Genomic DNA, 21,668 nt, shown 5'->3' with positions numbered 1-21,668 from the left:
GACCTATACGCGCCAGAACGGGTCGGCATACAGGCGCTCCGGAACACGGAACCCGAAGATGGCGCGGCCCGACGACCAGATCGCGGACGCCGCGGCCCGTACGAGATCGATGGGGCGGTCGCCCTCCTTGACGATGCGGAGGTCGGGGCCGTCGATCTCCACACAGGACCGGCCGACGATGGTCCGGGATCCCTGGACCACTGTCTGCGGGTAGGGCTCGAACAGCTCGCGGAGGTCGCCGAGGATCAGATCGGGACGAGCATCCGGGGGCGCCGCGAGGACGTGCTTGGGTCGGTCGATGCCCGTCAGCACAAGCGCCGACCGGATACCGGCGCGGGAGGCGCCTTGGATATCGGTGTCGAGCCTGTCGCCGATGAACAACGGCGACGCCGCGGCGAAGCGGGCCACCGCCTCGGTGAAGATCGGTGTTTCGGGTTTTCCGGCAACGGTGGCCAGTCGCCCGACGGCGGTATGCACGGCCGAGACGAGCGTGCCGTTTCCTGGCGCGATTCCGCGTGCCTGCGGGATCGTCCAGTCGGTGTTCGTCGCGATCCAGGGGATCCCGCCCTCGTCTTCGGGGAGCTGCAGCGCGTACGCGGCCTCGGCCAGCTGCGTCCATCCGACCTCGGGTGCGAATCCCTGGACGACGGCGGCGGGTGCGTCATCCGCGCTGCGGGTGACGGCGTATCCGGCCTTCTCTACCTCGACGACGAGCCCCTCACCGCCGACGACCAGGATGGTCGCGGGCGGAGCAACCAGCTCCCGGAGAAGGCGCATCGCCGCCTGCGGACTGGTGACGACCTCCTCAGCGCGAACGGTCAACCCGAGGTCGGTGAGATGGTTCGCCACCGATGCATCGGTGCGCGACGCATTGTTCGTGATGAAACCCAGGCGCCGCCCCTGCTGAGCTGCGCGGTTCAGGCTGTCGACGGCATGGGGAATGGCACCAGGGCCGGCATAGACCACGCCGTCGAGGTCGGCGAGCACCACATCGACGCCATCGAGAGGCGTCGACCCGTCAACCGGGCGGCGACGCCCGATCACTCCTCGGGCTCCGGGGAGTGCCGAGACCCGTCGTCAGAGTCGGAATCGCCGTCCATGTCGACGTCTTCCACAACGAGGACCTCACGATCAGCAGCACCCGTCGCGGCGTCCAGTGCGTCCTCCGCGATCTCGGCCCGGCGGTACCATTCGGCGGACTCGTCGTCGCGGCCGAGCTCCTCCAGCACTGCCGCACGCGCCGCGAACAGGCCAGGGCTCCACTCGAAGGCGCGGTCGGGGTCGAGCTCGGGGATATCGAGCTCTGTCAGCGCGCGATCGGGCTGCCCAAGGTCGAGCCGGGCGCCGGACATCGCGATGGCCAACTCGACGCGCACCGGCACGGGCAGGCTCGCACGGTCGACGGAGCGGCCTTCCTCGAGCGCGCGATCGGGACGACCGACACCCCGCTCGCTGTCGACGATGAGCGGCAGCTGGTCATCCCGACCGGAGATGCGCCGATAGGTGCGCAGTTCCCGGAGCGCGAGCGCGAAGTCTCCGACCGCGTACGCAGTGATCGCCGCCGTCTCTCGGACGACCGCAACACGGCCGGCGCGCCGAGTGGCCGCGAGTGCGTGCTCGTGCGCGCGGGCGGGGTCTTCGTCGATGAGACGCGCCGCCATCGCAAGATGACGGGCGACGTTCTCGGCATTCTCCTTGCTCAGGGTCTTCAGCTCATTGCGCGCTGCCGAGGCGAGATCGCGCGGCGTCACATCCTCCGGGATCTCGGGTTCGGCCACGCGCGCACGGCGCTCCTCGCTGGGCGGGATGGGACGCGAGGGCCGACGCTCGCCGCCGAATCGCGGGGCCGAACCGCCGCGGTCGGAGCCGTAGTCGCGCCCCTGCCGGCGATCATCGGAAGCGGGCCGGAATGGCCGACGCGCACCGTCGGCGGCGCCGCGCCGGTCGCCCGATGAAGGACGCCCTCCTCCCCCATCGGCCGGACGACGTGGCCGATCGCCGGAGGACGAGCGGGCTCCGTCTCCGAAAGGCCGACGCGCTCCTTCGCCGGAGGACGAGCGGGCTCCATCTCCGAAAGGCCGACGGGCTCCGTCTCCGGATGGTCGACGGGCTCCGTCGCTCGCAGGTCGGCTCTGCCCGTCGCGGAAAGGCCGACGGTCGCTGTCGGCGGAAGCCCGTCGCGGCCCGTCCCCGGAAGAGCGTCGCGGCCCATCCGACGCCGGACGAGGACGACGCGCAGCGCCGCCCGTCCCACGGTCGGAGGACCGATCGCCGTCCTTGCCCGGACGGGATCCGCCGCGGTCGTTTCGGTCACCACCGCTCCCGCGAGGGGTGCGTGGTGCTCGGTCGTCGCGATCGTCCGTAGCCACGGCGTCGCCTCCTCTATCGGGATAAATGTGCCCGTAAACGCGAAATGGCCACCCAACGTTGGGTGGCCATTTCTCGAAAGAAGTCCGGCGGTGTCCTACTCTCCCACAGGGTCCCCCCTGCAGTACCATCGGCGCTGTGAGGCTTAGCTTCCGGGTTCGGAATGTAACCGGGCGTTTCCCTCACGCTATGGCCGCCGAAACACTATTGATGTTTCAGTCGTACACAAACGTAATCATTGTTGTGTTGTTGCTCCCGACCGTACATCGGGAACCACTCAGTGGACGCAAGCACCATAAAACGGTGTGTTATCAAGTCATCGGCTTATTAGTACCGGTCAGCTTCACGCGTTACCGCGCTTCCACATCCGGCCTATCAACCCAGTAGTCTGGCTGGGAGCCTCTCGCCCGAAGGCATGGAAGTCTCATCTTGAGGCCGGCTTCCCGCTTAGATGCTTTCAGCGGTTATCCATCCCGAACGTAGCTAATCAGCGGTGCTCCTGGCGGAACAACTGACACACCAGAGGTTCGTCCAACCCGGTCCTCTCGTACTAGGGTCAGATCCTCTCAAACTTCCTACGCGCGCAGCGGATAGGGACCGAACTGTCTCACGACGTTCTAAACCCAGCTCGCGTACCGCTTTAATGGGCGAACAGCCCAACCCTTGGGACCTACTCCAGCCCCAGGATGCGACGAGCCGACATCGAGGTGCCAAACCATGCCGTCGATATGGACTCTTGGGCAAGATCAGCCTGTTATCCCCGAGGTACCTTTTATCCGTTGAGCGACAGCGCTTCCACAAGCCACTGCCGGATCACTAGTCCCGACTTTCGTCCCTGCTCGACCTGTCAGTCTCACAGTCAAGCTCCCTTGTGCACTTACACTCGACACCTGATTGCCAACCAGGTTGAGGGAACCTTTGGGCGCCTCCGTTACTTTTTGGGAGGCAACCGCCCCAGTTAAACTACCCATCAGGCACTGTCCCTGAACCGGATTACGGTTCTAAGTTAGACATCCAGAGTGACCAGAGTGGTATTTCAACAATGACTCCACATGAACTGGCGTCCATGCTTCAAAGTCTCCCACCTATCCTACACAAGCCACACCGAACACCAATACCAAACTATAGTAAAGGTCACGGGGTCTTTCCGTCCTGCTGCGCGTAACGAGCATCTTTACTCGTAATGCAATTTCGCCGAGTTCGCGGTTGAGACAGTTGGGAAGTCGTTACGCCATTCGTGCAGGTCGGAACTTACCCGACAAGGAATTTCGCTACCTTAGGATGGTTATAGTTACCACCGCCGTTTACTGGGGCTTAAATTCTCAGCTTCGCCTTGCGGCTAACCGGTCCTCTTAACCTTCCAGCACCGGGCAGGCGTCAGTCCGTATACATCGTCTTGCGACTTGGCACGGACCTGTGTTTTTAGTAAACAGTCGCTACCCACTAGTCTCTGCGGCCTCCAAACGCTTTCGGAGCAAGTCCTAATACGCCGAAGGCCCCCCTTCTCCCGAAGTTACGGGGGCATTTTGCCGAGTTCCTTAACCACGATTCTCTCGATCTCCTTGGTATTCTCTACCTGACCACCTGAGTCGGTTTGGGGTACGGGCAGCTAGAACCTCGCGTCGATGCTTTTCTTGGCAGCATAGGATCACCCACTTTTCATTCGCATCGTGTCTCAGCCTGTATGAGTGACGGATTTGCCTATCACTCGGCCTACGCACTTGCACCAGGACAACCACCGCCTGGCTGGGCTACCTTCCTGCGTCACACCTGTTAATACGCTAACCGCACCAGCATGGGGTCGAGCGTTCGCCAAGACGGCTTCACCCCGAAGGGATCCGTCCATTCCTGGTTAGGACTCTTAGCACCACTGGATTAGCTTGGGCGGTTCTTCGCCGGTACGGGAATATCAACCCGTTGTCCATCGACTACGCCTGTCGGCCTCGCCTTAGGTCCCGACTTACCCAGGGAAGATTAGCTTGACCCTGGAACCCTTGGTCTTTCGGAGGACATGTTTCTCACATGTCTTTCGCTACTCATGCCTGCATTCTCACTCGTGTGGCCTCCACGGCTGGTTCACACCGCCGCTTCGCTGGCCACACGACGCTCTCCTACCCATCAACACGGCTGGACCACGAAGGCCTACCAATAATGTCAATGCCACAACTTCGGTGGCGTGCTTGAGCCCCGTTACATTGTCGGCGCGGAATCACTTGACCAGTGAGCTATTACGCACTCTTTCAAGGGTGGCTGCTTCTAAGCCAACCTCCTGGTTGTCAAAGCAACTCCACATCCTTTCCCACTTAGCACGCGCTTAGGGACCTTAGTTGGTGGTCTGGGTTGTTTCCCTCTCGACTATGAAGCTTATCCCCCACAGTCTCACTGCTGCGCTCTCACTTACCGGCATTCGGAGTTTGGCTGACGTCAGTAACCTTTTAGGGCCCATCGGCCATCCAGTAGCTCTACCTCCGGCAAGAAACACGCAACGCTGCACCTAAATGCATTTCGGAGAGAACCAGCTATCACGAAGTTTGATTGGCCTTTCACCCCTATCCACAGCTCATCCCCTCAGTTTTCAACCTAAGTGGGTTCGGTCCTCCACGACGTCTTACCGTCGCTTCAACCTGGCCATGGATAGATCACTTCGCTTCGGGTCTAGGACACGCGACTGAATCGCCCTATTCAGACTCGCTTTCGCTACGGCTACCCCACTCGGGTTAACCTCGCCACGTATCGCTAACTCGCAGGCTCATTCTTCAAAAGGCACGCTGTCACAGCTGCTATGGCTGCTCCAACGGTTTGTAAGCAAACGGTTTCAGGTACTATTTCACTCCCCTCCCGGGGTACTTTTCACCTTTCCCTCACGGTACTTGTCCGCTATCGGTCATCTGGGAGTATTTAGGCTTATCAGGTGGTCCTGACAGATTCACACGGGATTTCTCGGGCCCCGTGCTACTTGGGATACTTCTCGCGCCAAGGGAGGCATTTCGACTACGGGGTTGGCACCCTCTATGACCGGCCTTTCAAGACCGTTCGTCTATACCTTCTTGTAACGCCGGCTGCTCGGCAGAGCAGCCTGAAAAGTCCCACAACCCCGAATACGCAACTCCTGCCGGATATCACACGTACTCGGTTTAGCCTGTTCCGGTTTCGCTCGCCACTACTAACGGAATCGCGGTTGCTTTCTCTTCCTGTGGGTACTGAGATGTTTCACTTCCCCACGTTCCCTCTACCCGCCCTATATATTCAGGCGGGAGTCACTGGGTCGGCACGCCGCCCAGCGGGGTTTCCCCATTCGGACACCCTCGGATCAAAGTGTGCTTATCCACTCCCCGAGGCTTATCGCAGATTGCTACGTCCTTCTTCGGCTCCAGATGCCAAGGCATCCACCGTTTGCTCTTAAAGACTTGAAATCACATGAGTTTTATCAAAGAATCGTTTCGGACCGAAGTCCGACTCGAAATTGATTAATGATCTTTAAGATCATCATAAGAGCTGATCAAAGATCAGCTCAAAGATGCTCGCGTCCACTGTGTAGTTCTCAAAGTACGGGCGGTGCCCTTCTCCCTTGCCGCATGTGCGACAAGAAGAAAGGGCCCAGAAGTTCCAGCTGCGGTCTAAACCGCATCCGGTCCCTCAGGACCCAACAGCGTGCATGTGCCGGCCATTTCAACAGGTTCGTTTCCAGCTGCAAGCAGCGTACTGAGAACCGGAAGATCCGATCGGCACCTCGTCAAATGTTCCACCCTTGAGCTACCAGCGAGAACATTCGTCTCGATCTGGCGCCTGGACACTCCGAAGAGTGCCAGATGCTCCTTAGAAAGGAGGTGATCCAGCCGCACCTTCCGGTACGGCTACCTTGTTACGACTTAGTCCTAATTACCGATCCCACCTTCGACAGCTCCCTCCACAAGGGTTGGGCCACCGGCTTCAGGTGTTACCGACTTTCATGACTTGACGGGCGGTGTGTACAAGACCCGGGAACGTATTCACCGCAGCGTTGCTGATCTGCGATTACTAGCGACTCCGACTTCATGAGGTCGAGTTGCAGACCTCAATCCGAACTGGGACCGGCTTTTTGGGATTCGCTCCACCTTACGGTATTGCAGCCCTTTGTACCGGCCATTGTAGCATGCGTGAAGCCCAAGACATAAGGGGCATGATGATTTGACGTCATCCCCACCTTCCTCCGAGTTGACCCCGGCAGTATCCCATGAGTTCCCACCATTACGTGCTGGCAACATAGAACGAGGGTTGCGCTCGTTGCGGGACTTAACCCAACATCTCACGACACGAGCTGACGACAACCATGCACCACCTGTATAGAGACCTTGCGGGGCGACTGTTTCCAGCCGTTTCCTCTATATGTCAAGCCTTGGTAAGGTTCTTCGCGTTGCATCGAATTAATCCGCATGCTCCGCCGCTTGTGCGGGTCCCCGTCAATTCCTTTGAGTTTTAGCCTTGCGGCCGTACTCCCCAGGCGGGGAACTTAATGCGTTAGCTGCGTCACGGAAACCGTGGAATGGTCCCCACAACTAGTTCCCAACGTTTACGGGGTGGACTACCAGGGTATCTAAGCCTGTTTGCTCCCCACCCTTTCGCTCCTCAGCGTCAGTTACGGCCCAGAGATCTGCCTTCGCCATCGGTGTTCCTCCTGATATCTGCGCATTCCACCGCTACACCAGGAATTCCAATCTCCCCTACCGCACTCTAGTCTGCCCGTACCCACTGCAGGCTGGAGGTTGAGCCTCCAGTTTTCACAGCAGACGCGACAAACCGCCTACGAGCTCTTTACGCCCAATAATTCCGGATAACGCTTGCACCCTACGTATTACCGCGGCTGCTGGCACGTAGTTAGCCGGTGCTTTTTCTGCAGGTACCGTCACTTTCGCTTCTTCCCTGCTAAAAGAGGTTTACAACCCGAAGGCCGTCGTCCCTCACGCGGCGTTGCTGCATCAGGCTTTCGCCCATTGTGCAATATTCCCCACTGCTGCCTCCCGTAGGAGTCTGGGCCGTGTCTCAGTCCCAGTGTGGCCGGTCACCCTCTCAGGCCGGCTACCCGTCGACGCCTTGGTGAGCCATTACCTCACCAACTAGCTGATAGGCCGCGAGCCCATCCCAGACCGAAGTTCTTTCCAACTGCTGAAGATGCCTTCGCAGTTCGTATCCGGTATTAGCAGCTGTTTCCAACTGTTATCCCAGAGTCCGGGGCAGGTTGCTCACGTGTTACTCACCCGTTCGCCACTGATCCAGAGAGCAAGCTCTCTTTCACCGTTCGACTTGCATGTGTTAAGCACGCCGCCAGCGTTCATCCTGAGCCAGGATCAAACTCTCCGTAGAAGAATTTTGCTGCGATCGAACCGGAATAGGTTCGGCCGAGCGAGTTTGATCTGACGATCGGATGTCATTACTGACATTTATCCGTTTAATCTCAAAAGAATCTCATCGGTCAGACAAGCTGACCGCGAGGTTTTTTGGCATTTGACAAGTGCACGCTGTTGAGTTCTCAAGGATCGGATGCTCCTGCTGCTCAGCCTCTCGGCCTCGCCCGCAGGGCAACTTCTCTATCTTATCCGTTTCGCTCAGGCTGTCAAATCGACGTTTCGTTCGTTCCGAAATCGGAACCGAGCGTCGGGGACGTGGCCTGGGCGGCCGGAAACCCCATCCTAGACCCGGAGGTCGTCACACTCAAGCGAGTGTGTGGTTGGGGGTGGTTCTCCGCTTGAGAGGTAGCGGGGCCTTTCGGCCTCTCCGCTCTCCCCTGTGGGGCGAACAAGTAATAAGTTACGTGCGATCCGCGGGCTCGGCAAATCTGGGCGCATCCCGGGCGTGTCGCCCGGCTTTCCGCGGGTCAGCGCGAGGGGCGACGCCGCTGCAGCACCAGGACGGCGCACAGCGCGAGTGTCGCCGCCCCCCACCCGGCGCACGCCGGCGGAAGCACTCGGTACGCCAGGTGTGCGGGGGTGAAGTCGGCGTCGAGCGGGCCCAGCGCGGCCAGTCCGACCGCCCACGCTCCGGCGAGCACAACGGGAAGCGATACCCACCACGCGACGCGCGCCGCCGCGGGCAGCGTCCGCCGCAGCGGCACCGGCCGGCGGCCCGCGAGCCAGAGAACAGCCCATACCGCGAGAACACCAAGGCCCAGGATGCTGGATCCGTGCTGGAGCCATGTGTACCCGGGGAGCGGTCCCCATCTTTCGTCGAGCACGGGGATCAGTTGCACTCCCCCACGGCCTTCGTGCGTGAAGAGGTCCCACACGATGTGCGTGACCACCCCGGTCGCCAGGGAAGCCAGCAGCAGCGCGATGCCGCGCCAGGACACGCGGCCCCGCCTGATGGCGAGCGTCTCGCGCCACCCCGCCATCGGTCCGGCGTCCCACGCCTGCGGCAGTCGTGCCGCGATCGCGCGCGGCACGAGTTCGCGGGCGGCCGGCCGCAGCAGCATCCGCCACACCAGCAGCAGCGCCCCTGCCATCAGGACGGTGAGGGGCAGCCAGGCCAGATCGTGTGTCCGCCCGTAGGGCGGGACACCGGCGCGCACGAAGAGCGGCAGGTCCGGGGTCATCGCGCCGATCGCGACCGCGGCGGGAACCAGGGGCGTCCGTGCGAACGCCAGTGCCACCACGGCGTGGCTCGGCGTGAACGGCACGGCGCCGCTCAGTCCAGGAAGATCCCGGCGAGGGTCTTCTTTCCGCGCCGCAGGACCGATACGCCGCCGGGCAGGGTTCCTTCGACGACGGCATCGTCCGCGCTCACACGCGCACCGTCCAGTGACACCCCACCCTGGGCGATCGCGCGCCGCGCCTCACTCGAACTCGTCACGAGACCCGTCGCCACGAGCGCATCGACGACCGTGGTGCGCGGCGCGACCCGCGCATGGGGTAGCTCCTCCAGTGCGCTGCGCAAAGTTGCGGCGTCCAGGGCTGCCAGGTCTCCCCGCCCGAACAAGGCTTCCGATGCCGCGGCGACGGCGGCGGTGGCCTCTTGGCCGTGGACGAACGTGGTGACCTCGAGCGCGAGGCGCCGTTGCGCGGCGCGCCGGAACGGCTCCTCCGCCACGAGCCTCTCGTATTCGGCGATCTCCGCCCGCGAGAGGAAGGTGAAGACCTTCATCCGCGCGATCACATCGTCATCGAGCGTGTTGAGCCAGAACTGGTAGAACGCGTAGGGGCTGCACATCTGCGGGTCGAGCCAGATCGCGTTGCCCTCGCTCTTGCCGAACTTCGTCCCGTCGGCGTTCGTCATCAGCGGGGTGCCGAGCGCGTGCACGGACCGGCCCTCGACCCGGTGGATGAGGTCGACGCCACTGGTGAGATTTCCCCACTGGTCGCTCCCGCCGGTCTGCAGAACGCAGTCGTAGGAGCGGAAGAGTTCGAGGTAGTCGAGCCCCTGGAGGATCTGGTAGCTGAATTCGGTGTAGCTGATGCCGGCCTCGGAATTCAGGCGGGCAGCGACCGCGTCCTTCTTCAACATCGTGCCCACGCGGTAGTGCTTGCCGATCTCGCGCAGGAAGTCGATGGCGCTCAGCGGTTCCGTCCAGTCGAGGTTGTTCACGATCCGCGCCGCACTGTCACCGTCGAAACTCAGAAAACGCTCGACCTGCGCGCGGAGGTAGCCGACCCACTCCCGAACCGTGTCGGGGGTGTTCAGCGTGCGCTCGGCCGTGGGTCGGGGATCACCGATGAGCCCTGTGGAGCCGCCCACGAGACCCAGCGGGCGGTGACCGGACAACTGGAGCCTGCGCATCGTGAGCAGCTGCACGAGGTTACCGAGGTGCAGGCTCGGGGCCGTCGGGTCGAAACCGCAGTAGAAGACGATCGGCGGTCCGGCGAGGAGCTCTCGCAGCGCCTGGGCGTCCGTTGAAACCTGCACCAAACCCCGCCAGACCAGTTCGTCCCAGACGTCGTCGAACGTGGGGTCGTTGGCCGGCGCGAGGGCGTTCACGGCACTCTCTGTCGAAGGTGCGGACACACCGTCAACGCTACCAGCGGGGGTCGGAGACTCAGGACGATGCAGCCTCGTCGAACAGGCCGATGATGTTGCCCTCGGAGTCGCGGATGTAGACCCACCGCGACGTCTCGCTCAGCGGCTGGATCTGTCCGAGCTGCTCGCCGCCGTGCGCGATCGCCGCATCCACCACGTCCTCGATGCGGTCGACGGTGAAAACGACCGTCGGATGGGGCGTCGCCCCGCGCAGGTGCAGGTCGCCGCTGATTCCTTCCCCATCGGGCTGAAGCAGCATCCCCATGTCGTCGTCCCACGGCTCGTACCGGTATCCGAGAACGGCGCGGTAAAAATTCTGCGCGCGCTCGATGTCGTCGACCGGAATCTCGAAATGCTCCATCTTCGCCATGGCTGCCATCCTTCCGCCGGAACTACGGGCACACCAGGGTCAGATTCCTGAACCCCACCACACGAGCGCCGCGGCACCGAGTGCGGACACCCAGCTGACGAGGCTCCCCACGAGGAAGTACTCCGCGCGGTTGCCGGATTCGTCATCGCGTGAGATTTCGGGGAAGCGCACGATGCCTTTCGCGGCGAGCACCGCGGCCAGGAGCGTGTACGCGCCGGCGAGGGTCAGCGCGAAGACGAGGAGCCGCTCCAGAGGCCCGATGAGACGCCCGCCTTTCAGCCCGGAGCCGGCCGCGGGCACTTCCGCCATCTCGTGGCGGAGGGCGGCGCGGACGATCACGTTGCCCGACTCCAGCATGAACACCGCCGCGCCCACCGCGGCCACGACGGTGTCGATCGCGACGGGTCCGAACGGGGCGACCGGATGCCATATGTCGCCGAGCGGACCCGCCTGCACGCGGGGCGGCATGGCGAGGACAGCGGCGGCACAGACGAGGGCCGCGACGGCGGCCGCCCAGATGCCGGCGCGACGCGCTCCATCCGGGGAGACCACCGCCAGCCATGCCGCGGCGAGAAGGGATGCGGCGATCGCGGCAGGCACGGCATCCACGGCGGCGCTGAGACAGATCAGCAGGACCACGGCAACGAGGTAGGCGAGCCACCGGCGAGGCGCCGGGATGAATTGCCGCAGCAGATCCGCAGCCCCGATGGTGAGCAGAAGCAGGCCCGCGAGGATCACGACCGCCCTCCTCGCGCGGGCGCACGCACATCCCCAGAAGGCTGATGCGCCGTGCGCCGGTCTGCGTCGGCTGAGCCCGCGGTGAGAACCATGTCTGCATTCTCCCCGCGGCCACCGACGGGGAGGGGCCGGCCGCGCGGCGCGCCGCGTTGCTGCCGTTACGAGCGAGGCCCCGCCTTCAGAACGTCCATGCCGAGGGCGAGTGCCGTGGCACCGGATCGCCGGAGGTTCTGGGAAACCGCCGCCTGCGAGATCTTCTCGGACTGGGCGATGGCCTGTTGCGTCCGGCCGGCGAAGTACTCCGCCGCCAGGCGTCTCTCGCGAGATTTCATCCTCGACACGACGTGGTCGCGGCCAAGGAGCAACGCGTTCACCAAGCCCTGCTGGGCGGGGTCGTTTCCGACGAACCAGGTGCGCAGCCCCGCCTGCCCGCGGTCCTGCATCGCGTGGACCGCCGTGATGGCCTCACGTGCGTTCCACCAGGCCGGCCCGTCCTGGATGTCGTGACCGTTCGCGCCGCTTTCCACTCGGCGGATGTCCCCCTCGCCGATCCCGAAGCGGCAATCCAAACCCTCCGGAAGCAGAGTGCGGACGAGCAGGGTTGTCACAAGCGCGTCTTCGACCCGTGCGTAGACCGACTGGAACTCATCGCCGGCGGTGGCCCACAGCGGCTCGACCGCCGGCGCGACGGTATGCGCGCGGTCGAAGCACGCGCGAATGGCGGCCTGCGCTCCCGCGCGGTCGGACAGCTCTCGTGACCGTACGATGTCGGTGATGACGCCTACGCGGTAAGCCATAGGCCACAGTATTGCTTATTCAGCGGAGATATAAGCGATATTGCGCGAATCAGCCGATAAACGCCCGAGCTACCGCCTGGGCACGCGTGACCAGCTCGCGCCGCTGCTCGCTCACGCGGTCCGGTGCGGTTCCGCCCATCCCCGAGCGGCTCGCCACCGAACCCTCCACGGTGAGCACTCCCCGCACCGCAGGGGTGAGCGACGGCGAAATCTCGGCGAGAAGCTCGTCGGAAGCGTCCTCGAGACCGATCCCCCGCGCTTCGCAGGCCCGCACCAGCGCGCCGGACATCTCATGCGCATCCCGGAAAGGCACTCCCTGACGCACGAGCCAGTCTGCGACGTCCGTGGCCAGCGAGAAACCCTCCGGTGAGAGGGCGGCCATGCGGGCAGTGTCGAACCGGAGCGTCGCGATCATCCCCGCGAAGGCAGGAAGGACGAGCTCGAGCGTGCGCACGCTGTCGAAGACGGGCTCCTTGTCCTCCTGCAGGTCGCGGTTGTACGCCAGCGGAAGGCCCTTCAGGGTTGCCATCAGACCCGCGAGGTTTCCGATCAGGCGTCCCGCCTTGCCGCGCGCGAGTTCTGCGATGTCCGGGTTCTTCTTCTGCGGCATGATGCTCGACCCCGTCGAGTACGCATCATCCAGCGTCACGAAACCGAACTCGCGCGTGTTCCACAGGATGACGTCCTCGGCGAACCGGGAGACGTCCACCGCGATCATGGCCGTGACGAAGGCGAACTCGGCCACGACATCGCGCGAGGCCGTACCGTCCAGCGAATTCTCCGCGGGACGGGCAAGGCCCAGTTCCCGCGCGACCAGTTCCGGGTCGAGGCCGAGGCTCGAGCCGGCGAGCGCTCCCCCGCCATAGGGCGAGACCGCCGCGCGCGCTGACCAGTCCCGGAGGCGCTCGAGCCCGCGCACGAGCGCCCAGCCGTACGCCTGGAGATGATGCGCGAGCAGCACCGGCTGCGCGTGCTGCAGGTGGGTGCGGCCGGGCATGATCGCATCGGCGTGAGCGTCGGCCTGCGCGACGATCGCGTCGATGAGGCGCAGCACCTCCCGCCCGATCGTGCGGCCGTGGTCGAGCAGGTAGAGGCGCACGAGGGTCGCGATCTGATCGTTCCGGCTACGCCCGGCCCGCAGCTTCCCGCCCAGCGCCGACCCGATCTGCGCGATGAGCGCGCTCTCCAGGGCGCCGTGGACGTCTTCGTCGTCGGGGCCCGCGACGAGGGTGCCTTCGGTGACGCGCACGGCCAGCGCGTCCAGGGCGGCGTGCATGGTCGCCGCCTCGTCAGCCGTGAGATACCCCGCGGCTTCCAGCGCTTTCGCGTGGGCGTGCGATCCCGCGATGTCATAGAGCGCGAGGTCCCAGTCGAAGTGCGTCGACCGGCTGAGCGCGGCCAGCTCCGGCGACGGTCCTCCGGAGAACCGCGCTCCCCACAGCGCGCCTTCGTTCGTGCCGTGTCCTGTGTGACCGCTCATCGCTCCAGCCTATCCACGCCCTCGCCGACGTCCGGCTCGCGCACGAGCCAGGTGCTGAGCCGCGCGATCGCCGCCTCCAGCGGCCCGCGGCCGACGAGCAGCGCCCACAGCGTGCACGCCACGAGGAGGCCGATGGTCAGCGGCCAGAAGGGATCCAGCTCGCGGAATCCTTGAAGGTCGTCCGTGCGGCCGAGAACGGATGCGGCGATCCACGCCCACACGAGAAGTTGCGCGGTGTACGCGGTGAGTGGCATCGACCCCACCGCGCGCAGGGGCACGACGACCCAGCGCACGAAGGTGCGGCTGATCAGCAGGCACAGTCCGATCACCGCGATCGCAAAGCCGCCGGACCCGATCACCTCCAGCACGCCGCTGGAGTGCGGGCGCGCCGTCCACACGGCCGCCAACGGCGAGAACGGCTCGGCCTCGACACTCGTACCCGTCGTCGCGTCCAGGAAATACCCGAGGGCCGCGAGCACGGCACCCGAGCCCAGGAGAAGGGCGGCGGTACGCGCCGAGCGCAGATCGCAACGCCCGATCGCCATGCCCGCGAGCAGGAACACGATCCACACGGGGAAGGGGTAGTGCCATCCCATGAGGGCGGAGATCGTCGCCCCCTCGGGCGTGAACCAGAACGGCGATGCGTCCCACAGCGCCTGGAGGAACGGCATCGTGAGTCCCAGCACCGCTGCGAGGAGGAAGAGCGCACGGGCGCCGAGGCCGAGAAACGGCAGAGACAGCACGAAGAGGATCGCGTACGCGGGCAGGATGACGTAGACCGGCACCCCCGTGCTCACCAGCAGCACCCCGAGAACCCACAGCAGTGCTCCACGCAGGGCGATGCGGGCGGACGCGCGCGCGCGGCGCGAACCGTGGAACGGCCGCCGGCCGCCCGTCACGATCGCGATCGACACCCCGGCCAGGGTGGCGAACAGGATCGAGGACCGCCCGTTGACGATGTCGACCCAGGTCGCCGGATCGTCCAGGACGAAGTCGTCAATGACCAGCAGGTGCGCCGCGAGCATGCCCACCACAGCCAGCCCGCGGGCGAGGTCGACGCCGGCCAGGCGCGGCGGGGCGTCGAACCGACGCCACCGCGAGCGGAGCCAGGCGGTCAGTCCTGACGCAGCAGCCACACCAGCAGCGCCTTCTGGGCGTGGAGCCTGTTCTCCGCTTCATCCCAGACGACGCTCTGCGGGCCGTCGATGATCTCAGCGTCGACCTCGTAACCGCGGTCGGCCGGCAGACAATGGATGAAGACGGCATCCGGGCGGGCGAGCGCCATGAGATCTTGCGTCACCTTGTACGCACCGAGATCTCGCAGGCGTGCGAGTTTCTCCTCCTCCTTGCCCATCGACACCCACGTATCGGTGACGATGACATCCGCTCCTGCGGCAGCCTCGTTCGCGTCGGTGTAGAGGGTCACTGATCCCCCGGTGCGAGCGGCGATCGCGTCGGCGTCCGCCACCACGTCTTCGCGCGGGGCGTAGTCCTCGGGCGAAGCGACCCGCACATGCATCCCCGCTGTCACACAGGCGAGGACGTAGGAGTGGGCCATGTTGCTCCGGCCGTCACCGAAGAACGACAGCGTCAGACCGGTCAGCGCGCCCTTGTGCTCGCGGATGGTCAGCAGGTCGGCCAGCAGCTGGCAGGGGTGGAAGTCGTCGCTGAGGGCGTTGACCACCGGCACCCGGGTGTTCCGCGCCATCTCCTCGAGCCCCGCCTGGGCGTAGGTGCGCCAGACGATGGCCGCCACCTGCCGCTCCAGCACGCGCGCGGTGTCGGCAGGGGTCTCCTTGCCGCCGAGCTGGCTGTTGGCCGTCGAGATGATCAGCGGAGATCCGCCCAGGTCCGCGATGCCGACTGCGAACGACACGCGCGTGCGCGTGGATGACTTGTCGAAGATGACGGCCACGGTCTGCGGGCCCGCCAGGGGCTTTTGCGCCCACCGGTCCTTTTTCAGCTCGATCGCGAGATCGAGGATCTCGGATTGCTCGGCAGGGCTCAGGTCGTCGTCGCGCAGCAGATGTCGGGTCACGCGGACTCTCCTTTCGCCGCGGGCGCGGCGTCCTTCAGCAGCAGCGAGTCCGCCACCGTCGCCAACGACGCCGCGAAGAGTCTCGAGAACTCGTCGATCTCGGCGTCGCCGATTGTCAGCGGGGGAACGAGACGGATGGTGTCGTCGTTCGGGGCGTTGATGATCAGCCCATGCTGCTGGGCTGCCGCGACGACGGCTTTGGCCACCGGGGAGGCGAGCGCGACTCCGAGGAGGAGCCCACGTCCGCGGACGCCCACCACCAGAGGCGATTCGATGCCACGGATCGCCGCGCGCACCTGCTCGCCACGCCGCGTCGCGTTTTCCACCAGCCCGGCATCCTCGATCTCGGCCAGGACGGCGTCGGCGACCGCTGTCCCGAGCGCGTTGCCACCGAACGTCGATCCGTGGGTTCCGGGGTAGAAGAGCTCGCTTGCCGCCGCATACGTGATCAGAGCGCCGATCGGGAACCCGCCGCCCAAGCCCTTGGCGACCGTGATCGCGTCGGGCGTGATCCCTTCGTGCTGGAAGGCGAACCACTCCCCCGTGCGTCCGGCGCCGGTCTGGATCTCGTCCACGATGAGCAGCGCACCGTGGTCGTGCGTCAGCGCGCGAGCCGCCTGGAGGTACCCCTCCGGAAGTTCGACGACGCCGGCCTCGCCTTGGATCGGTTCCACGACGAGCGCGGCGACGCGGTCATCCATCGCCGCCTCGAGCGCGTCGACGGTCGCATCGATGTGTTCCACGCCCGGGACCATGGGGAGGAAGTCCGCCTGGAGGGCGGGCTTCGCCGTCATGGCCAGGGTGCCCATGGTGCGTCCATGGAAGCCCCCGTTGAGAGTGAGGATGCGGGTGCGGCCGGAGTTCCGGCCGTGCAGCCGCGCGAGCTTGAACGCGGCCTCGTTCGCCTCCGCACCGGAGTTGCCGAAGTACACGCGGCCGGCCGGGCCGGTACCGGCGAGCCGTTTGAGGCGGGCGGCGAGTTCGAGCTGCGGCGGGGTGGCGAAGTAGTTCGAGACGTGGGCGAGCGTGGCGGCCTGGCGGGACACCGCCTCCACGAAGACCGGATGCGCGTGACCGAGGGCGTCCACGGCGATGCCGGCGAGGAAGTCGAGATACCGTCGGCCGTCGCCGTCCCAGAGGTAGGCGCCCTCGCCGCGGACGAACAGGGCCATCCGCTCACCGAAGCTGCGGACGAGGTCACGCCCGGCGTCCTCTTGCCACGACATTGCCTCGCTCATGCGACGACCTCCGTTCCGATCCCTTTGCTGGTGAACAGTTCCACGAGCACCGAGTGCGGCACCCGCCCGTCGATGATGGCCGCGGTGGGGACTCCGCCTTCGACGGCTTCCAGGCACGCCTGCATCTTCGGGATCATCCCCGACTCCAGCCGCGGCATCATCGCGCGCAGCTCCGGCGAGGTGAGGTGGGACACGAGCGATTCCCGGTTCGGCCAGTCGGCGTAGAGCCCCGCCACATCCGTGAGGATCACGAGCTTCTCGGCTTTCAGGGCCACCGCGAGGGCGGCCGCCGCGGCATCCGCGTTGACGTTGAGGGAGTGCCCGGGGTGATCCAGGTCGGGCGCGATGCTGGAGACGATCGGGATGCGGCCCGCCGCGAGGTGATCGAGCACGGGTCGTGGATCGACCGACTCGACGTTGCCCACCCGACCGAGGTCGTGCTCGACCCCGTCGACGACGACGCCGCGGCGGCGGCCACCGAACAGTCCGGCGTCCTCGCCGCTCAGCCCGGTGGCGAGGGGGCCGTGGGCGTTGACTTTGGCGACCAGCTGCGGGTTGATCTGACCGGTGAGCACCATGCGCACGACGCTGATGGCCTCGGTCGAGGTGACCCGGTAGCCGCCCTTGAACTCGCTGGGGATGGCGAGACGGTCGAGCATGGAGGAGATCTGCGGTCCGCCGCCGTGCACCACCACCGGGAGCACGCCCACGTAGCGGAGGTAGGCGATGTCGGCGGCGAAGGCATCCTGCAGTTCGTCGCTGACCATGGCGTTGCCGCCGTACTTGATCACGATGATCGAGTCGCGGTAGCGCTGCAGCCACGGGAGGGACTCCACGAGGCTCGCGGCCCACTCGCTCGCAGCGGCGGGGTCGGTGTCTTGAAGATCGATTCCGGTCATGACGAATACGCGCTGTTCTCGTGGACGTACTCGTGGGTGAGGTCGTTGGTCAGGATGACGGCGGCCGCGTCCCCGGCCTTGAGGTCGATTTCCACGCGCGTCGCCCGTGGCGTCAGATCCACGTCTTCCCGGGGGCGGTCGGGTCCCCCCGCCGTACACACCCGCACGCCGTTCATCCAGACATCGACGTCGTAGGGGTCGAACTGCGCCGTCGTCGTCCCGATCGCGGCGAGCACCCGACCCCAGTTGGGATCGTTGCCGAAGATCGCCGCCTTGAAGAGGTTGTTGCGAGCGACCGAGCGTCCCACCTCGACCGCCTCCTCCTCCGTCGCGGCGGAGGACACCTCGATGCGGATGTCGTGGCTCGCACCCTCGGCATCCGACTGCAGCTGCTCGGCGAGGTCGACGCACACGGCGGCAAGAGCGTCGCGGAACTCCGCGGGGTCGGGACGGATGCCGCTGGCCCCGCTGGCCAGCAGGCTGACCTGGTCGTTGGTCGACATGCAGCCGTCCGAGTCCAGCCGATCGAAGCTGACGCGGGTCGCGGAACGGAGGGCCGCATCCGCCTCGGCGGAGTCGAGCACCGCATCGGTGGTGAGCACGACGAGCATCGTCGCCAGGCCCGGCGCCAGCATCCCCGCGCCTTTCGCCATCCCGCCGATCGTCCAGCCACCGGAACGGTGCACGACGCGTTTGGGCCGGGAGTCCGTTGTCATGATCGCGAGCGACGCGGCCTCTCCGCCGTCGTCCGACAGCGCGGCGACGCCCTCTTCGACGCCCTGGAGGACCTTCCCGCGGAAGATCTCGTCGCCGGTGCCGATGAGACCCGTGGAGCACACGAGCACATCACCGGCGCCCACCCCCAGGAGGGCCGCGGCCTTCTCGGCGGTCTGGTGCGTCGTCTGGAATCCGAACGACCCGGTGAAGCAGTTGGCGCCGCCCGAGTTGAGCACGATCGCTTCGACCACCCCGTCCTGGATCGCCTGCTCCGACCACAGGATCGGGTTGGCCTTCGCACGGTTGGAGGTGAAGACCGCCGCACCGACTTTGAGCGGGCCGCGGTTCACGACGACGGCGACGTCGGGTTTGCCGGTGGACTTGAGGCCCACCGCCACACCGGCCGCCTCGAAGCCTGCGGGGGCGGTGACGCTCACGGTGCCACTCCGTTCATGCTCAGCGCGCGGGTCTCCGGGAGCCCCAGTGCGATGTTCATCGACTGCACGGCGGCGCCGGCAGTGCCTTTGACGAGATTGTCCACGGCCGCGACGACCACGACACGGTTCGCGTCGCGGTCGATCGCGAGCCCCAGCAGCGCGGTGTTGGCGCCCACGACGTCGGCGGTTCGCGGGAAGCTCCCCGCGGGAAGGAGTTGCACGAACGGCTCCCCGCCGTAGGCCGCCTCCCACGCGTCGCGGATCTGGGTGTCGGTGGCGCCGGCGGCGATCGGTGCGGAGGTGGTGGCCAGGATGCCCCGGGCCATCGGCACGATCACGGGGGTGAACGAGATCCGCACCGACGCCGCATCCGCCCCTGCTGCGGCGAGCGCCTGCCGGATCTCGGGGATGTGGCGGTGCGTCCCGCCGACGGCATAGGGGTTCGCCGACCCCAGGATTTCGCTCGCCAGGAGGTTCGTCTTCAGGCTCTTGCCGGCACCGCTCGGCCCCACGGCCAGGACGCTGACGATGTCGCCGGCGTCGATGACACCGGCAGCCACGCCCGGGGCGATGCTCAGCGACACGGTCGACGCGTTGCAGCCCGGCGCGGCGATCCGTGTCGCGCCCACGAGAAGGTCGCGCTGCTTCGAAGAGCCGACGGGCAGTTCGGGCACTCCGTACGTCCACGCCTCGGTGAAGGCTCCACCGTAGAAGCGACCCCAGTCCGCCGACGATGTCAGGCGGTGGTCCGCGCCCGCGTCGATGACGAGCGGGGTATCGGTCAGCGCGTCGGTGTACTGACCCGACTGGCCGTGCGGGAGGGCCAGCACGACGATGTCATGGCCGGCGAGCACCTCGGGGGTGGTCTCCTGCAGCGTCAGGTGCGCGAGCGATCGCAGGTGCGGCTGATGCTCGACCAGCGGCTGCCCGGCGTTGGAGTGCGCGGTGACCGTGCGGATCTCCACGTCGGGGTGCCCGGCGAGGAGGCGCAGGATCTCGCCACCGGCGTAGCCGGATGCGCCGGAGACGGCGACCGAATAGGGCATGACTTCCACCTTATGTTCTGGGACGACGGGGCCGGAGACGGCGACACCCGAGCCGCAGACGCGTTCGGGGTCGCCTAGAGTCGGCGGGCGCCGCGGCGCGAACGCAGACCGGTGCCGCAGAACGCGAGCGAGGAGGAACCGGCCGGAAGCATGGGGCGACCCTAGTCCCGCGCCGGACCGCCGCGCAAATCCTTCACCACTCGGGCCGCCTCGGCCGCGTCCGGGCCGTGCATCCCGTCACGTCATGTCCGACTTCTGCAGGAAACCACCCTCCAGAACCTGCAGATGTGGGACATCACTACGCGAACCGGCCGCACATCCGGCGGCGTCGGAGCGCCAGGCCAGGATGGACGCATGCTCACCACGCTCGCCGTCGCGGGGTACCGCTCACTGCGCGACGTCGTCCTGCCGCTCGGCCGCCTCACGGTCGTCACCGGACCGAACGGCTCCGGAAAGTCAAACCTGTACCGGGCCCTGCGCCTCCTGTCCACCGTCGCCGCCGGCGGGCTCGTCGGCGCCGTGGCGCGCGAGGGCGGCCTGTCCTCGCTCGTGTGGGCCGGTCCGGAAAACGGTGGCGGCGAAGAGGGCACGAGGCGCCGCGGTCCGGTGGCGGTGCTGCTCGGCTTCGCCTCCGACGATTTCGGATATCTCGTCGACCTGGGTCTGCCGCAGACCGAGCAGTCGAGCCTCTTCGCCCGGGATCCCGAAATCAAACGCGAGCAGGTGTTCACCGGTCGCGCGGCCAGGCCGTCGAGCCTGCTCGTGGACCGGCTGCGCGCGGTCGCCCGGGTGCGCGACGGCGCCTGGCGGACCCTCGGCCAGCAGCTCACGCCGTACGAGAGCATCGTGACCGACCTCGCCGACGGGGAGGCCGCCCCCGAGCTGCTGGCGCTGCGCCGCCAGCTGTCGGCCTGGCGGTTCTACGATCACTTCCGCGTGGATGCGGACGCTCCCGCGCGCCGGCCGCAGGTCGGCACCCGCACGCGCCGCCTGGCCGACGACGGGGCGGATCTCGCCGCGGCCTGGCAGAGCATCCGCGAGGCCGGGTTCGGCGGGCGCCTGGATGCGCAGGTGGAACGAGCCTTCCCCGGCAGTCGTGTCGAGATCGGCGTCGACGACGGACGCTTTCGCCTCCTGTGGCACCAGCGCGGACTCCTGCGCGCACTCTCGGCCGAAGAGCTCTCCGACGGAACGCTGCGCTACCTGCTTCTGGCGGTGGCCTTGCTCTCCCCCGAGCCTCCACCGCTCATCGTCCTGAACGAACCGGAGTCGAGCCTGCACCCCGATCTCCTGGCACCCCTCGCCGAGCTGATCGCCGCCGCATCCGACGACGCTCAAGTGCTCGTGGTCACGCACGCCGAGCCCCTTGCCGCCTCCCTGGCCGACACGGGGGCCGCGTTGCACCGGCTCGAGGGTGCCGCCGGCGGCACGCGCGTGGCGGGCCAGGGCACCCTCGACCGGCCGTCGTGGCACTGGGGGTCGCGCTAGACAGCGAGCGCGGCGCGAACGTCCTCCCGCGGCCCGCGGCCCGCGGCCCGCGAAACGGGACGCGGGGCGC

At 66.2% G+C, this 21,668-nt stretch carries 15 protein-coding genes and 3 rRNA genes; 1 reads left to right on the top strand and 17 read right to left on the bottom strand.

The features are described 5' to 3' along the window. Positions 1–3 precede the first annotated feature (3 nt). From AC4FS2_RS03955 to argC, 17 genes are all read right to left on the bottom strand, one after another. Positions 4–1,044, bottom strand: a complete 1,041-nt coding sequence (locus AC4FS2_RS03955; protein WP_491153342.1) for an HAD-IIA family hydrolase — start codon at positions 1,042–1,044, stop codon at positions 4–6. Beyond that, positions 1,041–1,778 (bottom strand): hypothetical protein, encoded by a 738-nt coding sequence (locus AC4FS2_RS03950; protein ID WP_491153343.1) that lies wholly within the window; start codon positions 1,776–1,778, stop codon positions 1,041–1,043. The genes AC4FS2_RS03955 and AC4FS2_RS03950 overlap by 4 nt, the downstream gene beginning before the upstream one ends. Before the next feature lie 673 nt (positions 1,779–2,451). After that, a 5S ribosomal RNA gene (gene rrf, locus AC4FS2_RS03945) occupies positions 2,452–2,568 on the bottom strand. Between the two features lie 106 nt (positions 2,569–2,674). Next, positions 2,675–5,780, bottom strand: a 23S ribosomal RNA gene (locus AC4FS2_RS03940). Positions 5,781–6,187: 407 nt separating this feature from the next. After that, positions 6,188–7,707: ribosomal RNA gene (locus AC4FS2_RS03935) — 16S ribosomal RNA — on the bottom strand. The 16S, 23S and 5S rRNA genes sit together here, the layout of an rRNA operon. A 511-nt stretch (positions 7,708–8,218) precedes the next feature. Continuing rightward, positions 8,219–9,016, bottom strand: a complete 798-nt coding sequence (locus AC4FS2_RS03930) for a DUF4184 family protein (RefSeq protein ID WP_491153344.1) — start codon at positions 9,014–9,016, stop codon at positions 8,219–8,221. 8 nt (positions 9,017–9,024) lie between these two features. Then, positions 9,025–10,338: a tyrosine--tRNA ligase gene (gene tyrS / locus AC4FS2_RS03925; RefSeq protein WP_491153345.1), complete on the bottom strand. Its 1,314-nt coding sequence runs from the start codon at positions 10,336–10,338 to the stop codon at positions 9,025–9,027. Positions 10,339–10,369: 31 nt separating this feature from the next. Next, positions 10,370–10,720, bottom strand: coding sequence for a VOC family protein (locus AC4FS2_RS03920; RefSeq protein WP_491153346.1), 351 nt, complete (start codon positions 10,718–10,720; stop codon positions 10,370–10,372). Positions 10,721–10,759: 39 nt separating this feature from the next. Next, the gene (locus AC4FS2_RS03915; RefSeq protein ID WP_491153347.1) at positions 10,760–11,458 is read right to left on the bottom strand and encodes a hypothetical protein; all 699 of its coding nucleotides are present in this window, start codon (positions 11,456–11,458) and stop codon (positions 10,760–10,762) included. 158 nt (positions 11,459–11,616) lie between these two features. After that, positions 11,617–12,255, bottom strand: coding sequence for a SatD family protein (locus tag AC4FS2_RS03910; protein ID WP_491153348.1), 639 nt, complete (start codon positions 12,253–12,255; stop codon positions 11,617–11,619). A 49-nt stretch (positions 12,256–12,304) separates the two neighbouring features. Continuing rightward, positions 12,305–13,735: an argininosuccinate lyase gene (gene argH / locus AC4FS2_RS03905; RefSeq protein WP_491153349.1), complete on the bottom strand. Its 1,431-nt coding sequence runs from the start codon at positions 13,733–13,735 to the stop codon at positions 12,305–12,307. After that, positions 13,732–14,871 (bottom strand): heparan-alpha-glucosaminide N-acetyltransferase domain-containing protein, encoded by a 1,140-nt coding sequence (locus tag AC4FS2_RS03900; RefSeq protein ID WP_491153350.1) that lies wholly within the window; start codon positions 14,869–14,871, stop codon positions 13,732–13,734. The genes argH and AC4FS2_RS03900 overlap by 4 nt, the downstream gene beginning before the upstream one ends. After that, on the bottom strand, positions 14,850–15,773 hold the full coding sequence (gene argF / locus AC4FS2_RS03895; RefSeq protein ID WP_491153351.1) for an ornithine carbamoyltransferase: 924 nt from the start codon (positions 15,771–15,773) through the stop codon (positions 14,850–14,852). The genes AC4FS2_RS03900 and argF overlap by 22 nt, the downstream gene beginning before the upstream one ends. After that, positions 15,770–17,011, bottom strand: coding sequence for an acetylornithine transaminase (locus tag AC4FS2_RS03890; RefSeq protein WP_491153352.1), 1,242 nt, complete (start codon positions 17,009–17,011; stop codon positions 15,770–15,772). Before AC4FS2_RS03890 ends, argF begins: the two co-directional genes overlap by 4 nt. After that, positions 17,008–17,910 carry an acetylglutamate kinase gene (gene argB / locus AC4FS2_RS03885; RefSeq protein WP_491153353.1) on the bottom strand — a complete coding sequence of 301 codons (903 nt, stop codon included), beginning with the start codon at positions 17,908–17,910 and terminating at the stop codon, positions 17,008–17,010. Before argB ends, AC4FS2_RS03890 begins: the two co-directional genes overlap by 4 nt. Next, positions 17,907–19,064, bottom strand: coding sequence for a bifunctional glutamate N-acetyltransferase/amino-acid acetyltransferase ArgJ (gene argJ / locus AC4FS2_RS03880; RefSeq protein ID WP_491153354.1), 1,158 nt, complete (start codon positions 19,062–19,064; stop codon positions 17,907–17,909). The genes argB and argJ overlap by 4 nt, the downstream gene beginning before the upstream one ends. After that, positions 19,061–20,110: an N-acetyl-gamma-glutamyl-phosphate reductase gene (argC, locus tag AC4FS2_RS03875; protein ID WP_491153355.1), complete on the bottom strand. Its 1,050-nt coding sequence runs from the start codon at positions 20,108–20,110 to the stop codon at positions 19,061–19,063. Before argC ends, argJ begins: the two co-directional genes overlap by 4 nt. 354 nt (positions 20,111–20,464) lie before the next feature. Here argC and AC4FS2_RS03870 point away from each other — a divergent pair, with 354 nt between their 5' ends. Beyond that, positions 20,465–21,598 (top strand): AAA family ATPase, encoded by a 1,134-nt coding sequence (locus AC4FS2_RS03870; RefSeq protein ID WP_491153356.1) that lies wholly within the window; start codon positions 20,465–20,467, stop codon positions 21,596–21,598. Positions 21,599–21,668: the final 70 nt, after the last annotated feature.

This window comes from Microbacterium sp. Z10_103 (assembly GCF_058310455.1).
Note: the sequence above shows the minus strand (reverse complement) of the source record. Positions and strands in the feature narration are given on the sequence as shown.

Coding starts and splice junctions, on each gene's coding strand:
- argC (WP_491153355.1), bottom strand. CDS start 20,110: ATGCCCTATTCGGTCGCCGTCTCCGGCGCATCCGGCTACGCCGGTGGC.
- argB (WP_491153353.1), bottom strand. CDS start 17,910: ATGACCGGAATCGATCTTCAAGACACCGACCCCGCCGCTGCGAGCGAG.
- AC4FS2_RS03870 (WP_491153356.1), top strand. CDS start 20,465: ATGCTCACCACGCTCGCCGTCGCGGGGTACCGCTCACTGCGCGACGTC.
- AC4FS2_RS03920 (WP_491153346.1), bottom strand. CDS start 10,720: ATGGCGAAGATGGAGCATTTCGAGATTCCGGTCGACGACATCGAGCGC.
- AC4FS2_RS03910 (WP_491153348.1), bottom strand. CDS start 12,255: ATGGCTTACCGCGTAGGCGTCATCACCGACATCGTACGGTCACGAGAG.
- AC4FS2_RS03890 (WP_491153352.1), bottom strand. CDS start 17,011: ATGAGCGAGGCAATGTCGTGGCAAGAGGACGCCGGGCGTGACCTCGTC.
- argH (WP_491153349.1), bottom strand. CDS start 13,735: ATGAGCGGTCACACAGGACACGGCACGAACGAAGGCGCGCTGTGGGGA.